Annotated in this window: 10 protein-coding genes; 6 read left to right on the top strand and 4 right to left on the bottom strand. The window is 69.2% G+C overall.

Features of this window, described 5'->3' with window-relative positions; genetic code table 11:
* Window positions 1-36 precede the first annotated feature (36 nt).
* The 4 genes from MWU52_RS15965 to MWU52_RS15950 all read right to left on the bottom strand — a co-directional run bounded on the left by MWU52_RS15965 (window position 37) and on the right by MWU52_RS15950 (window position 4,221).
* Window positions 37-768 carry a proteasome-type protease gene (locus MWU52_RS15965; protein ID WP_246954006.1) on the bottom strand — a complete coding sequence of 244 codons (732 nt, stop codon included), beginning with the start codon at window positions 766-768 and terminating at the stop codon, window positions 37-39.
* A 78-nt stretch (window positions 769-846) separates the two neighbouring features.
* Window positions 847-1,722, bottom strand: coding sequence for a transglutaminase family protein (locus MWU52_RS15960; protein WP_246954005.1), 876 nt, complete (start codon window positions 1,720-1,722; stop codon window positions 847-849).
* Window positions 1,719-2,684 (bottom strand): alpha-E domain-containing protein, encoded by a 966-nt coding sequence (locus tag MWU52_RS15955; RefSeq protein WP_348645527.1) that lies wholly within the window; start codon window positions 2,682-2,684, stop codon window positions 1,719-1,721. Before MWU52_RS15955 ends, MWU52_RS15960 begins: the two co-directional genes overlap by 4 nt.
* A gap of 109 nt (window positions 2,685-2,793) precedes the next feature.
* Complete coding sequence (locus MWU52_RS15950) at window positions 2,794-4,221, bottom strand: circularly permuted type 2 ATP-grasp protein (RefSeq protein WP_246954004.1); 1,428 nt, start codon at window positions 4,219-4,221, stop codon at window positions 2,794-2,796.
* A 355-nt stretch (window positions 4,222-4,576) separates the two neighbouring features.
* Here MWU52_RS15950 and MWU52_RS15945 point away from each other — a divergent pair, with 355 nt between their 5' ends.
* From MWU52_RS15945 to MWU52_RS15920, 6 genes are read left to right on the top strand one after another with little or no spacing between them, the layout of a single operon-like run.
* On the top strand, window positions 4,577-6,367 hold the full coding sequence (locus MWU52_RS15945; protein WP_246954003.1) for a BamA/TamA family outer membrane protein: 1,791 nt from the start codon (window positions 4,577-4,579) through the stop codon (window positions 6,365-6,367).
* Window positions 6,367-10,923, top strand: coding sequence for a translocation/assembly module TamB domain-containing protein (locus MWU52_RS15940; RefSeq protein WP_246954002.1), 4,557 nt, complete (start codon window positions 6,367-6,369; stop codon window positions 10,921-10,923). The genes MWU52_RS15945 and MWU52_RS15940 overlap by 1 nt, the downstream gene beginning before the upstream one ends.
* Complete coding sequence (locus tag MWU52_RS15935; RefSeq protein ID WP_246954001.1) at window positions 10,923-11,543, top strand: paraquat-inducible protein A; 621 nt, start codon at window positions 10,923-10,925, stop codon at window positions 11,541-11,543. Before MWU52_RS15940 ends, MWU52_RS15935 begins: the two co-directional genes overlap by 1 nt.
* Window positions 11,510-12,157, top strand: a complete 648-nt coding sequence (locus MWU52_RS15930) for a paraquat-inducible protein A (protein WP_246953999.1) — start codon at window positions 11,510-11,512, stop codon at window positions 12,155-12,157. The genes MWU52_RS15935 and MWU52_RS15930 overlap by 34 nt, the downstream gene beginning before the upstream one ends.
* Window positions 12,154-14,886 carry an MlaD family protein gene (locus MWU52_RS15925; RefSeq protein ID WP_246953997.1) on the top strand — a complete coding sequence of 911 codons (2,733 nt, stop codon included), beginning with the start codon at window positions 12,154-12,156 and terminating at the stop codon, window positions 14,884-14,886. The genes MWU52_RS15930 and MWU52_RS15925 overlap by 4 nt, the downstream gene beginning before the upstream one ends.
* A gap of 3 nt (window positions 14,887-14,889) precedes the next feature.
* The gene (locus tag MWU52_RS15920) at window positions 14,890-15,432 is read left to right on the top strand and encodes a PqiC family protein (RefSeq protein WP_246953995.1); all 543 of its coding nucleotides are present in this window, start codon (window positions 14,890-14,892) and stop codon (window positions 15,430-15,432) included.
* Window positions 15,433-15,445: the final 13 nt, after the last annotated feature.

Below are 15,445 nucleotides of genomic sequence, written 5' to 3'. Positions count from 1 at the left end.
TCCGAAGGGTAGCCGCCCGCGCCGCCGCTTCAATGGCTACAACGCGATGTCGGGCAGGCTGTCGAAGGCGCGGCGCAAGGCGTCCGACCAGCCTTCCGAGATCGCGCGCCAATCGGGATCGGTATTCTCGATCCGACGGGAATAGCCCAGTTCCAGCCTGTCGTTCTCGTAGACCTGCAGATCCAGCGGCGTATCGACCGACAGGTTCGCGCGGATCGTCGAATCGAAGCTGACCATCAACAGCTTGACCGCGCGGGCGAAATCCATCTCCGGGTCGTAGGCGCGCACGAGGATCGGGCGGCCGTACTTGGTCTCGCCGATCTGGAAGAAGGGCGTGTCGCGCTGCGCCTCGATGAAGTTGCCTTCGGGATAGATCATGTAGAGCCGCGGCGGGCTGCCCTTGACCTGGCCGCCGAAGATCATGGTCGCGTTGAAGGTCGCCGCCGCCTTCGGGCCGGTGCCGGCCTGCGTGGCGATCACGTCGCGCAACGTCTCGCCGATCAGACGCGCGGCCTGGAACATCGAGGGCGCCGTCAGCAGGGTCGGGTTCCGGTCCGACGGGGCCAGGTTCCGCTCGTCCAGCAGGCTGACGACGGCCTGCGTGGTCGCAAGGTTGCCGGCCGTCATCAGGACGAGGCTACGTTCGCCCGGCACTTCCCAGGTGTGCATCTTGCGGTAGGTGGAGATGTTGTCGACACCCGCGTTGGTACGTGTGTCCGACATGAAGACGAGGCCGCGGTCAAGCTGCAGGCCGACGCAATAGGTCATGATGTGGTCCGGTTCCTTCTCGCGCCTCGTCTCTGCCCGCCTCCGCCGGCTGTCAAGCCGGAGATGGGGGCGCGGGCCTCATCCGCGCGGCTGGCTCTGCGACTGCGATTGCGACTGGCCGGCCTGCGACTGCGACTGCGACTGTGATGCACCCTCGGAGACCGACAGGTGCACCGACATCGTCTCCGTCCCCGGACCCTGCCGGATGCCCGAAACGGGGGACGCGTCCTCGTAGTCGAGGCCCGTCGCCACCCGCACATAGCGGTCATCGGGCGAGATCCCGTTCGAGATGTCGAAGCCGACCCAGCCCAATCCGTCGACATGCGCCTCGGCCCAGGCGTGGGTGGCGTCCTGCTCCTCGATCCCGTCCATCTTGAGATAGCCCGATACATAGCGCGCCGGGCGGTCCAGAAGCCGCGCGGCTGTCACGAAGATATGCGCATGGTCCTGGCAGACGCCGGTGCCGTTGGCGACGGCCTCCTCGGCGGTCATGGTCACCTCGGTCGTGCCACTGGCATAGGTCACCTGATCCCGGATAACCTGCGAGAGTGCGTGCATCTGGGCCAGCTGGTCGTCGACGTCCCGGACCTCGCGGGCGAGCGCCAGCGTGCCCGGCCCGCGCCGCGTCCGGTCGGTGGGCCGCAGGAACATCCATAGCGGCATGAAGCCGCCCTGCTGGCCGATCACGCCCTGCTGGTCCTCGATCTCGACCGTGCCGGCGGCGGTTATCGTGACCTCCGTCCGCCCGGCATCGACCGACACGAGCTGCGTCCGGTTTGCATGCGCGTCGTCGAACGCGACCTCCACCCGGCCGCCGTCGATGCGGGTGGACCAGTCGATGACGGTTTGGCCCGGCCGATCCTTGGGGGTCAGCCGCAGTTGCTGGAGCGCGTAGGACACCGGCGTGTCCCAACGATAGGTCGTGGTGTGTCGAATGGTCAGACGGGCGGTCATCGGGAGAACCTGTAGTCAGTCTCGATCTGGGCGGCGAGTTCGGCGTTGCGGCGCAGGAAGTCCTGCAGGAACTCGTGCAGGCCGGTCTCGAAGATGCCCTGGATGGTCGCCTGGCCCAGATCGTGGCAGATCGCCTCCGACAGGTCGTGACTGGGCATCCGCACGCCGTAATCGCGTTCCAGGAATTCGAGGTTGGCGCCGATCTTCTCGTAGCAGAACGACAGGCTACGCGGCTGGCGGTTGTCGAGCATCAGGAACCGGGCGATGTCGGGTGCCTGACGCGTGCGCCCATGCACCATGCGGAACGCCCCTTCGGCGGAGACGGCGCGCAGGATCATCTCCCACTGCGCGTTGTCGAGGCTGCTGCCGACGCCGGCGGCCGTCGGCAGAAGGACGTAGTACTTCACATCCAGGAGGCGCGCGGTCGCGTCGGCCCGTTCGAGGAAGGTGCCGAGCCGCGCGAAGTCGTAGATGTCGTTGCGCAACATCGTGCCGTGCAGCGCCCCGCGCACGAAGGCGGACCGCTGGCGGATCACGCCCAGGATGCGCGGCAGGTCCTTGGGGGTGATGCGGCGCGACAGCTCATGGCGCAGGGTCATCCACGCCTCGTTGACGGCCTCCCAAACCTCGCGGGTGATGGCGGTGCGCACCAGCCGCGCGTTCATCCGCGCGCCCTCGATGCAGGACATGACCGAGGCCGGGTTCTCCGACGACCTGAGCAGCCAGTCGATCACCGCATCGCCCGACACCTCGTCGTTATGGGAGTCGAAGGCCACGCGGGCCGATGCCGTGTCGAGGATGGAACTCCATTCGCTGTCGGCCCGGTCGGGGCGCGTCAATGCGATCCGCTGCCCCGTCTCGACCAGCCGCGCGAGGTTCTCGCACCGCTCCAGATAGCGGAACATCCAGGTGAGGCCGCCTGCGGTCTTGCCAAGCATCAGGCCCGCCCCCCGATCGGCCATGATAGAGTCCCGCGCCCCGACAGGTCGCACGCGTCGACGAGGGTCGCACATCGGATGGCGGCGCGATTGCGGGCGGGGCGCCGAATGGCTGGTCGCATACGCTGCTCCATCAATCGTCCTCCAGCACCCACGTGTCCTTGGTGCCCCCGCCTTGGCTGGAGTTCACGACCAGCGACCCCTTCTTCAGCGCCACGCGCGTCAGGCCGCCGGGCGTGATCTCGATCCCGTTCGGGTTGACCAGCACGAAGGGCCGCAGGTCGAGATGCCGGGGCGACAGGCCCGTCTTGGTGAAGATCGGCGCGGTCGAAAGCGCCAGCGTCGGCTGGGCGATGTAGTTCGACGGCCGCGCCTCCAACTTTCGGCGGAATTCGCGGATGTCCTTCTTGCTGGCGGTGGGGCCGATCAACATGCCGTAGCCGCCCGATCCGTGCACCTCCTTGACGACCAACTCCTCGAGGTTGTCGAGGACGTATTTCAGGCTGTCCACATCCGAGCAGCGCCAGGTCGGCACGTTCTCCAGCATCGGCTTCTCGCCGGTGTAGAACTCCACAATCTCGGGCATGTAGCTGTAGATCGCCTTGTCGTCGGCCACCCCGGTGCCGGGGGCATTCGCGATCGTGATGCCGCCGGCACGGTAGACGTCGAAGATGCCCGGCACGCCCAGATAGCTGTCGGGCCGGAAGTTCAGCGGGTCGAGGAAGTCGTCGTCCACCCGGCGATAGAGCACGTCGATCGCCTTGTAGCCTTGCGTCGTGCGCATCGCCACGCGCCCGTCGACCACGCGCAGATCGTGGCCCTCGACCAGTTCCACGCCCATCTGGTCGGCCAGGAAGCTATGCTCGTAATAGGCCGAATTGTGGATGCCGGGGGTCAGCACGGCCACGACCGGATCGCCCTCGCAGGCCGGCGGCGCACAGGCGGCGAGGCTCGCATGCAGCCGCTCGGGATACCGGCTGACCCGTTGCACCCGGTTCTTCGAGAAGATTTCGGGGAACATGTGCAGCATCGTCTCGCGGTTCTCGAGCATGTAGCTGACGCCCGAGGGCGTGCGGGCATTGTCCTCGAGCACGTAGAACTGGTCCGGCCCGGTCCGTACGAGGTCGATGCCGACGATGTGGGTGTAGACCCCGCCCGGCGGCTCCACCCCGATCATCTGCGCAAGGAACGCGTCGTTGCGGGCGATCATCTCCTTGGGCATCCGGCCCGCGCGGACGATCTCCTGCCGGTGATGGATGTCGTGCAGGAAGGCGTTGAGCGCCCGGACCCGCTGCTCGATCCCACGGCTGAGCCTGGCCCATTCCCGCGCGGCGATGATGCGCGGCACGATGTCGAACGGGATCAGCCGCTCGCCCGCCTCGGCCTCGCCATAGACGTTGAAGGTGATGCCGGTCAGGCGGAAAAAGGCCTCCGCCTCGCGCGCCTTGGCGCGCAGATGGGCGGGATCCTCGGACGAGAACCACGCCTCGAACGCCTGATACGCCTCGCGGACCGTCCCGTCGGGCCGCATCATCTCATCAAAGGGGGACATGTCGGACATCGGGTCACGATGCGGGCACGGACGCCGAAGTGCAACAGCGTCCATGGAATGAGGGACCGGACCGGCATCCGTCATGTCTGCCGCCCGGGGTCCGGGGTCGCGCCTGGTTGCGCGGTTTCGTATCCGGATTCCACGGGCGGCGGATGCATGCGAAACGCTAGCCTCCCCCGTCGGTTCCGGCCGGCGACCGGCGACGCGCGCGACCCGTGAGCGACCGGCGGAAAACCGCCGACGACCCATTCGCGCAAAACTTTGATCCCCTTGGCCCCGCTGCTAGGTTGAAGCCCCGGGCCGCCGGCAGATCGCGCCGTCCGGAACCTGCAAGACGACTGCCGACGACGGGATGGGGACGCCCTTGAGACTTCTGATCGCAACGGGCCTGGCCCTGTCGCTCTGGGCCGGCGCGTCCGCCGCGGCCGACCTGCAGATCGCCATCGCAGGCGATCCCGACACGTTCGAGGACCTGGCCGAAGACATTCGCGCCGCCTCGCTCACCGCCGGCGCCGTCGAGGAGGACGAGAGCCAGCGCCGCGACATCGTCGCGGCCGCACAGGCCGACTACCGCCGCCTGTTGGCGGTGCTGTTCGAAGCCGGGTATTTCGGGCCCGTCATCTCGATCACCATCGACGGGGTCGAGGCCGCCGCCCTGCCCACAATCGGGCAGCAGGGCGGCGTGAACAGCGTCGCGATCCAGATCCAGCCGGGCCCGCGCTTCCTGTTCGGGCAAGCCGCGATCGCCCCGGTCGCGCGCGGCACCGAACTGCCCGAGGGGTTCGCGCCCGGACTGCCCGCCGGGACCGACGTGATCCGCCAGGCCGCGCGTGCGGGCGTCGAGGGATGGCGCGCCCGGGGCCATGCCAAGGCCGAGGTCGCCGACCAGCAGATCACCGCCCGCCACGAGATCGACCGCCTGGACGTGGCGTTGTCCCTCGCCCCCGGCCCGCGGCTCGTCTTCGGCCCGGTCTTCGTCGAGGGCGCCGAGGACGTGCGCGCCAGCCACATCTCGCGGATCGCCGATCTGCGGCAGGGCCGTGTCTTCGATCCCGGACAGGTCGAGGAAGCCGCACGGCGATTGCAGCGAACGGGTGCGTTCTCCTCGGTGTCGATCACCGAGGCGGAGCGCATCGGGCCGGCCGACACCCTGCCCATGACCATTTCGGTCGTCGAACGCCTGCCCCGCCGGTTCGGCTTCGGCGCCGAGATCGCCTCCGAGGAGGGGCTGGGCCTTTCGGCCTATTGGCTGCACCGCAACCTGACGGGCTATGCCGACAGCCTGCGCATCGAAGGCAATGTCGAACAGCTCGGCGCCAGCAACAGCGGGGCCGATTACAGCCTCACCTTCGCCTATCTGCGACCGGCCACCTTCAACCCGGAATCGGACCTGTTCGTGAACGGCGGCGCCGAAAGCCTGGACCAGCCGAACTTCAATTCCGAGCGTGCCTATCTGGAAGTCGGCGCGCGGCGGATCGTGTCGGATGAGTTCCAGTATTCCTACGGTGTCGGCTATGAATACAGCAAGACATCCGATGCCTTCGGCACGCGCGAGTTCTCTATCCTGTCGCTGCCCCTGACCGCGCAATACGATCGCCGCGACGACCCGCTGAATACGCGCGACGGATATTACATCGAGGCGGGACTGCGCCCCTTCCAGGGCTTCCGGACCGCGGGGACGGGGGCGGTCTTCGACGCCGACCTGCGCGGCTACCAGGGGTTTGGCCCCGATCGCCGCACCGTCGTGGCCGCGCGCCTGCAACTGGGCAGCGTGATCGGCCCCGAACTGGATGAGGTGCCGGCCAAGACGCTGTTCTTCTCGGGCGGGGGCGGAACCGTCCGCGGCCAGGAGTTCCAGTCGCTCGGCGTGGAACTCGACGATGGCGACATCGTCGGCGGGCGATCCTTCGTCGGCTTCTCGGCGGAACTCCGGCAGGACGTGACCGAGCGGATCGGCGTGGTGGGCTTCGCCGATTTCGGTCTGATCTCGCCCGATAGCGACTTCACCGGCGGCGACAGCCATTCGGGGGCGGGCCTGGGCCTGCGCTACGACACCGGCATCGGCCCGCTGCGCCTCGATCTGGGCTTTCCGGTCTCGGGCCCGGACGACGATGGCGGCGTGGGTATATATATCGGCATCGGGCAGGCGTTCTGATGGCGCGGGGTGCTTTCCATCTCCTCCCGCTGGTGCTGGTCGCCGGTTCCGCACTGGCGCAGGACAGCGAGGAGGACCGCGACCGCGGCTTCCTGACCGGACTGATCGAGGACAACCTCTCCGCCCCCGGCCTGTCGGTCCGGATCGACGGGTTCGACGGGGCACTCTCCTCCGAGGCGTCTCTCGATGTGCTCCAGATCTCCGACGACGAGGGCGTCTGGCTGCGGCTGGAAGATGTCGTGCTGGACTGGAACCGATCCGCCCTGCTGCGCGGCCGGCTGGAGGTCGAGGAGCTTTCGGCCGGTCTCATCCGGGTCGAACGCGCGCCCCTGCCCGCCGAAGGGGTCGAGGCGCTGCCCGATGCCGGCGCCTCCGGCTTCACCCTGCCCGACCTGCCCGTCTCCGTCGATATCGAGAGCCTGCAGGCCGACCGCATCGAACTGGGCGCGCCGTTGCTCGGGCAGGACGTCGCGCTGACGCTCGATGCATCGGCGCAGCTGGCCGACGGATCGGGCCAGGCCCGGATCGAGGCGCAGCGTCTGGACGGGGCGACGGGCACCTTCTCCATCGCGGTCGCCTTCGACGGCGAGACCGAGGAGCTGTCCGTCGACCTCGACATCACGGAGGAGGAGGGCGGCCTGGCGGCGACGCTGCTGCAGCTGCCCGGCGCCCCGGCGATCCGGCTGACCGTCGAAGGCGCGGGGCCGCTCGACGATTTCGCGGCCGACATCGCCATCGCCTCGGACGGGACGGAACGGCTGGGCGGGCAGGTCACGCTGATCGGAACCGAGGACGGCCGCGCCTTCGCCGTCGATCTGGGCGGCGACGTCACCTCGCTCTTCGCGCCGCGCTACCAGGCCTTCTTCGGCGACGACGTGGGCCTGGTCGCGCGCGGTCTGCAACGCGACGACGGCCGCCTGGACCTGACGGCGCTGCGCATCGACACGGAGGCCCTGACACTGGAGGGCGAGGCCCGGCTGGGGCCCGATGGCTGGCCCGTGTTCCTCGATATCGACGGCTCGCTGGAATCGGCCGACGGCACGCCCGTCCTGCTGCCGACCGCCGACAACAGCCAGCTGCGCCGCGCGCGGCTTTCGGTCACGCATGACGCCGACGTCTCGGACAACTGGTCGCTGGAACTCGCGGTGCAGGACTATTCCACACCGACGCTGACGCTGGGCGACGCGGCCCTGACCGCCAGAGGCATCCTCAGCCGGTCGGACGGGTCGGTCGACCGCGCCACCGCCGCGATCGAGGCGGCGCTCAACCAGCTGGATTTCACCGATCCGGCCCTGGCGCAGGCCGTGGGACCGCGCGTCGGCCTGACGGCGGATGTCGATTGGCGATCCGGGGCGCCGGTGCGCCTGTCGGACCTCGCGCTGACGGGGCCGGACTATCGGCTGACGGGGCAGGTCACGGCCGACAACACCGATGCCGAACGTCCGTTGACGCTGGGCCTCGACCTGCAGGCCGCGTTCGGGGATCTGTCGCGTCTGGCCGCGCTTGCCGGGCAGGACCTGTCCGGGTCGGCCGAGACGAGCCTGCAGGGCGAATTCGCCCCCGTGGCCGGCAGCTTCGATCTGTCGCTGGGCGCCACGACGCAGGACCTGGCGCTTGGCATTCCGCAGGCCGACGCGCTCCTCGCCGGCGAAACGACGCTGGCCATCGCCGCGCGCCGCACCGTGGACGGCACCTTCGTGGATGCGCTGCGCCTGGCCAGCGATCACCTGACCGCCACCGGCAGCGTCGCCCTGCTCGACGAGGAGTCGGCCCCGCGCCTGCAAGGTCGGACAAGCCGCGCGAGTTTCGAGGCGAGGGTCGAGGACGGCACCCGGATCGACCCGAGGCTGGATGGCCCGATCGAGGTCGCGGCCGATCTGAACCAGGGCGAGAACGGCACTTGGACCGGCACACTGGACGCGGTCGCGCCCCAGGGCGTCACCGTCTCGGCCAGCGGCACCCTGACCGGGCCCGCGCCGGACCTGACCTTTTCGGCCGCAATCCCCGATATCTCCGCCTTCGCCGAGGGCGTTCCGGGTGGCCTGAACCTGTCGGGCCGTGCCTTCGCGCGCGACGATATCTGGTCGGTCGAGGCGGACGCGGCCGGTCCGTGGGACCTGACGGCCCGTGTCTCGGGCCCGGTCACGGGGCCCGAGCCGCGCATCGCCTTCGACGCGCGCCTGCCCGACCTGAGCGGCCCCGTCCCCGCATTTGCGGATCAACCTGCGCTTGCCGGGCCGGTCAGCCTGGCGGGCACGCTTACGCAGGCGAACGGGCAATGGTCCGTCGACACCACGGCCGATGGCCCGTCCGGCGTCGCGCTGCGGGCCCGCGGCCCGGTGACCGGCGAGGACATGCGGCTGGCCTTCACGGGCACGGTGCCCGAACTCGGGAATTTCGTGCCCGCCATCGAAGGGCGGCTGGACCTGGAGGGCAGCATCGCGCGGATGGGCGAGGACTACGCCGCCGAGGTCACCGCCCGCGGCCCCTACGACGCCGTCGTGACCGCCGAGACGGTCCTGACCCGCACGCCGCTTCGCGTCGGGTTCACCGCCGACATCCCCTCGCTCGCCCCGATCGCCCCGGTCCCCGACGGCCTTTCCGTCTCGGGCGAGGCGATCCGCACCGATGACGGCTTCCGCGTCGACCTGGCCGGCACCGGACCCTATGCGGCGACGATCGACGCCACGCTCAACCTGGCCGATGGCATCCCTTCGGTCGATGCCTCGGGTCAGATCCCCGATGCGTCGGCACTGGCCCCGCAACTGCGGGGGCCGCTGAACTACGACGTGTCGGCCCGGCAGGAAGACGGCCAGTTCCGCGTCGAGGTCGAGGTGGACGGCGCACGGGGCCTGTCGGCCACCGTCTCGGGCATCGCCACGGGGCCCGACGCCGACCTGGCGTTCCAGGTGAACGCGGCCAATGTCGCGCCCTTCGTCCCCGGGCTGTCGGGCCCGCTGAACGCCGCAGGCCGCCTGTTTCGACAGGATGGGCAATGGGCGGTGGACCTCGACGCCTCCGGCCCGCTCGGTGCCACGCTCGATGCCGAAGGTGTCCTGACGGGCGCATCGCCCAATGCGCGCTTCACGCTGGCCGTGCCCGATGTCGGACCTTTGCTGCCCGATATATCGGGGCCACTGCGGGTCGAGGGAACCGCCCGGCAGGAGGGGGACGCCTATGCCGTGGATGTCGACCTGGACGGACCGGCGGGCACGAACGCGGCGGTGACGGGCCGCGTGGGCACCGATGCGACGCTGGACCTGTCGGTCACGGGCTCCGCCCCCCTTGGCCTCGCGAACGCCGCGCTTGCACCACGCCGTCTTGCGGGCGTCGCGCAGTTCGATCTGTCCGTGAACGGACCGCCGGCGCTGGACGCTCTCTCGGGGACGATCACCACCGAAGGCGCGGCCCTGTCGCTGCCGTCGCTGCGCAACGGGCTCGACGATATCGACGCGCGCGTGACCTTGTCGAACGGGCGCGCGGACGTGTCGCTGACGGCGTCGCCGCAATCGGGCGGACGGCTGGCCGTCGATGGGCCGGTGGACCTGTCGTCGCCCTTCGACGCGAACCTGGTGGCGGAGTTCGACATCACGCTCGAGGACCCGTCCCTCTACACCGCCGAGGTCGAGGGGCGCGTGTCCATCGATGGTCCGCTGACCGGCGGGGCGCTGATCGCGGGCGACATCCTGATCGACGGGGCCGAAATCGCCGTTCCCTCCTCCGGGCTGACGGCGGTGGGCGACCTGCCCGAGATCACCCACCTGAACACGCCCAGACCCGTCCAGCGGACCCTCGTCCGCGCGGGCCAGGACGACGATGGCGGCGCGGGAAATGGCGGCGACCCGGATGCGGGCGGACCGGTCTATCGGCTGGACCTCGACATTCGCGCGCCGGGGCGCATTTTCGTGCGCGGACGCGGGCTCGACGCGGAACTGGGCGGCGCCCTGGCCCTGCGCGGCACGACGGCCGACCCGGTGACCACCGGCGGGTTCGAATTGCTTCGCGGGCGTCTGGACATCCTGCAGCAGCGCTTCGTCCTCGACGAAGGATCGATCACCTTCCAGGGCGACCTGACGCCGTTCATCCGCCTGGTCGCCGAGACCGAGACGGACACGATCACCGCGGCCATCGTGATCGAGGGACCCGCGGACGCGATCGAGGTCAGCTTCGAATCCACCCCCGACGTCCCGCAGGAGGAAATCGTCGCCCAGATATTCTTCGGCCGCGACCTGAGCCAGCTCTCCCCGCTTCAGGCGCTGCAACTCGCCAATTCCATCGCCGTGCTGTCGGGGCGCGGCAGCGGCGGCCTTCTGGACCGGCTGCGCGGGGATGCGGGGCTGGACGATCTCGACGTGACGACCGACGACGAGGGCAACGTCGCGCTGAATGCCGGCAAATACCTCTCCGACAACGTCTATACGGATGTGCAGATCGACCAGAACGGGGATGCCGACATCTCGCTCAATCTCGATGTGACGCCGAACCTGACGGTGCGCGGCTCGGTCGGGGCGGCGGGTAACACGTCGCTCGGCCTCTTCTACGAGAAGGATTACTGATGTCTCCGTCCGAGGACATGGTCTGCTGCCCGGTCTGCGATGCCCTGCACGAGGTGGGCGAGGTGCCGGACGGGATGCGCCTGCGCTGCATCCGCTGCCGGACGCTGATCGCCGTCGACCGCCCAGAAGCCATCGTACGGATCGTGATCCTGGCGGTAACGTCGCTGATCCTGATGACGATCGTCGTCTTCTATCCCTTCCTCGAGCTGCGAAACGGTGTCTTCGACAGCCGCGCATCCGTGTTCGAGACGGCCATGAGCTTCAATCGCGGGATCATGGCGCCGCTCTCGATCGCGGTGACGTTCTTCGTGATCGTGCTGCCCGTGGCCCGCCTGCTCTCGCTGGTCTGGGCGCTGGGCCCGCTCAGCTTCGATGCGCCGCCCTTGCCGGGGGCGGCCTTCGCCCTCAGGCTGGCCGAGACGCTACGCCCCTGGGCCATGGCCGAGATCTTCATGGTCGGCGTGGCGGTGGCGCTGGTGAAGCTGGCCGACCTGGCCACGCTGTCGATGGGCCCGGCGTTCTGGTCATTCGCGGCCATCGTCTTCATAACGGCGCTTCAGGACACGCAGATGAGCAAGCATACGATATGGACGGCTCTGGACATCGCCACGCGGCGCTGACCGCGCGCGACGCCGGCCTCGTCGGCTGTCGGCACTGCACCCGTGTCTGGCCGCTGGGGACCGAGATCTGCCCGCGTTGCGGCGGCGGGATCGAGAGCCGTGATCGCACCTCGATGCAACGCGTCTGGGCTTGGTGGCTGGCGGGGCTTCTGTTCTACATCCCGGCGAACATCTACCCGATGCTCATCACGCGGACGGTCGGGCTGGAATCCGACGCCACGATCGTGGGCGGCGTGATCGAGCTGATGCATTACGGCGCCTATGGCGTCGCGGGGATCGTTTTCTTCGCCAGCGTCATCATCCCCGTCGGAAAATTCATCGCCATCGCCTATCTGGCCGTGATCGTGCGGCGGCCGCATGGCCACAAGCCGCAGCACCTGCTCCATCTCTACGAGGTGGTGGAATGGATCGGGCGCTGGTCGATGATCGACGTCTTCGTCGTGGCCATCCTCGCGGCGCTGGTGCAGTTCAATCTGCTGGCGACGATCAATCCGGGTATCGCCGCGGTTTGCTTCGCGCTATCGGTCGTCTTCACGATGCTTGCCGCGATGAGTTTCGACAGCCGCCGCATATGGGACGAGATCGAACGGATCTCGAACGAGAACCGGAAATGACCGACGACCCGAACCGCCCCGCCACCCCGGTCGCCGAACCGCGCCGCCGCCGTCGCGGCGTCGTCTCGGCCGTGTGGCTGGTGCCGATCATCGCCATCCTGATCGCGCTGGCCATCGCCTATCAGTCCTGGTCCGACCGCGGCGTGCAGATCGTCGTGGCCTTCCCCGACGCATCGGGCGTGACCCCCGGCCAGACCACCCTGCGCTACCGCGAGGTGACGGTCGGCGTGGTCGAGGATGTGGGCTTTACCGCGGACCTGAGCCAGGTGAACGTCTATATCCGGGTCAACAAGGACGTGGCCCCCTTTCTGGACGACGACGCCAGCTTCTGGATCGTCCAGCCCGAGGTCACGGCGCGCGGCGTGCAGGGCCTGAACACGATCCTGTCGGGCACCTATGTCGAAGGCACCTGGGACAACGAGATCGGCGAGCCGCAGGTCGCGTTCCTGGGCGACGAACGCGCGCCGATCGTGCCGCCGGGTGTCGAGGGGACGGCGATCGTCCTGCGCGCCAAGGACAGCTCCCGGCTGGGGCCTGGCGCGCCGATCCTCTATCGCGGGATCGAGGTGGGCGAAGTGGCCGCGCCGCGCCTGTCGCCCGACGGGACCGAAGTGCGCGTCGACGCCTTCGTCCTCGCCCCCTACGACCGGCAGCTCTCGACGTCCACGCGGTTCTGGGACGCCTCGGGCGTCTCGGCCACGTTGGGCGCCGGCGGCGTGGAACTGCGCATCGGATCCATCGCCTCCATCCTGGAGGGCGGGGTCAATTTCGACACGCTGATCTCCGGCGGTGATCCGATCGGGACCGGCTACGTCTACAACATCTTCGAGGACGAGGAGGCCGCGCGCGCCTCCACCTTCGAGACGCCGGCCGAACGCTCGGTCTCCATCGGCGCGCTGTTCCCGACGGCCGCCTCGGGCCTGGCCGAAGGCGCGATCGTACGCTACCGCGGCATCCGGGTGGGAACCGTGACGCGGGTGACGGGCTTCATCCGGCCCGACGACCCGGACGGGGTGGTGCAGCTTCTCGCGGTGATGGCGCTTCAGCCGACGCGCATGGGGCTGGAGGATGGCCTGAACGACCTGGACGGGATCGACTTCATCGACCGCCTGGTGGCCGACGGGATGCGCGCCAAGCTCGTCTCCACCTCGCTGTTCGGAGGGGATCTGGCGATCGAACTCGTCGACATCGAGGACGCCCCGGTGGAGCATCTGGAGATTGGCCTCGCCTCGAACCCGCTTCTGCCCACGGTCGAGGCCGACATCTCCGGACTGACGGCCAGCGCGGAGTCGGTTCTCGACCGGATCAACGACCTCCCGATCGAAGATCTGTTGGCTTCGGCAACCGACCTCCTGGACAACATCAACCGGATCGCCGCCGACGACGCGACCCGGGCCATCCCCGAGGAGGTCCTGGCCCTGCTGACCGACGGGCAGGGCCTGGTGCGCGACGGCCGCAACATCCTGTCCTCGCCGCAATTCGCGGGCGTCCTGGCCGATGTCGAGGCGATCACCGGCGACCTGCGCGACATCACCGCGGACATCGCGGAACGCGAGGTGACGGCGTCGCTGGACGCGGCCCTGGTGGCCGCCGCGGCCGCGGCCGAGAACATCGCGGCCGGCACCGGCAATCTCGACGCGCTGACGGGCTCGGCGCAGGCGGCGCTGGACGGTGTGACGGGCCTTCTGGAGGACGAGAACACGCAGGCCCTGCCCGGCCTCGCGCGTGAGACGCTGCAGGGAACGCGCGATCTGGCGAACGCCCCGGAAATCGCGGCGATCCTGGCCGACACCGCAGCGGCCACGGCCGACATCCGCGCGATCCTCGCGCCCTTCGACGGCACCGCACTGGCCCAGACCGTGGACCGTGCGCTGGTCTCCATCGACGAGGCGGCGGCCAACGTCGCCGCCGGGACGGCCGATCTGGGCCCGCTGCGCGCGCGAATCGACGGCGTGGTGGCGGCCGCGGACGCGCTTCTGGCCTCGGCGGACACGCAGGCGCTGCCCGGCGCGGCGCGGGGCCTGCTGGAGGATGGGCGCGCCCTCGTCGCGGCGCCCGAAGTCCGGACGATCCTGACCGAACTCGCGACCGTCACCGCCGACATCCGCGCCCTGACCCAGTCGCTGGCCGAGCAGGAGGCGGCGACCCGCCTGACGACGGCGCTCGACGCCGCCGCGCGGGCCGCGACCAGCGTCGCACAGGGCACCACGAACCTGCCGGAACTGTCCGGATCGGCGCAACGTGTGCTGGCTCAGGCCGAGGCGCTGGGTGCGAACCTCAACACGCTTGCGGAAAAGGCGAACGCGCTGGCCCTGGACGAACTGGTCGACTCGACGACACAACTGATGCGAACGGCCGACGCGTTTCTCAGTTCGGACGAGGCCGACGACGTTCCCGTCGTGCTGGTCGACACGCTGGAGGAGTTGCGCAGCACCATCGAGACCATCCGGACCGGCGGAACGCTCGACAACCTCAACGCAACGCTTCGATCCGCCGCCGGTGCCGCCGACGGCATCCGCGTCGCGGCGGAGGATCTGCCGACTCTCGTGGCGCGACTGCAGGCGCTGTCGAACGAGGCCAGCACCCTGCTCGGCACCTATGGCGAGGGCAGCCGCGTGAACACCGAACTCTATCAGGCCCTGCGCGCCGCGACGCGTGCCGCCGAGGATGTCAGTTCGCTTTCGCGGACGATCGAACGCAACCCGAACTCCCTGCTGCTAGGACGCTGAACCATGAAACTGCCCCTCGCCGCCCTCCTCTTCGCGCTCGCCGCCTGTACCGAGACGCAGTATTTCGCGCCGCCCCCTTCCACGACCGACCTGCGCGTCAACGTCGCGGCGTCCACGGTGCAGGTGAACGAAATCTCGATCCCCGAATACGCCATCAATCAGGAAATCCCGATCCAGCAGGCCGACGGCGCGCTGCTGACGAATACCGACAAGCTGTGGGCGGACTTGCCGGACCGCGCCATGCAGGCCTCGCTGACGCGGCATCTGAACACGATCACCGACGCCCGTGTCGCCGCCGAACCCTGGCCCCTGTCGGGCTTTCCCGACGTCGAGCTTTCGGTCTTCGTCGAGGACATGATTGTGCGCGCGACGGGCGATATCCGCTTCACAGGCATCTACGCGATCCGGTCCGAAACCGGGCGGGACAAGGTCGGGAACTTCGCGCTCTCGGCACCGGTGGCGGATCTCGACAGCTATTTCGCCATCATCGCGGCGCATGAGGCGGTCTGGCTGCAACTGGCCGAACAGCTCGCACGGGACCTCTGAGCGGCGACGGCAC

The sequence above is a fragment of the Jannaschia sp. S6380 genome (assembly GCF_023015695.1).
In the GTDB taxonomy this organism is placed as follows: Bacteria; Pseudomonadota; Alphaproteobacteria; order Rhodobacterales; family Rhodobacteraceae; genus Jannaschia.
The sequence above is the reverse complement of the archived record's forward strand: the minus strand, read 5'-3'. Positions and strand labels throughout refer to the sequence as shown.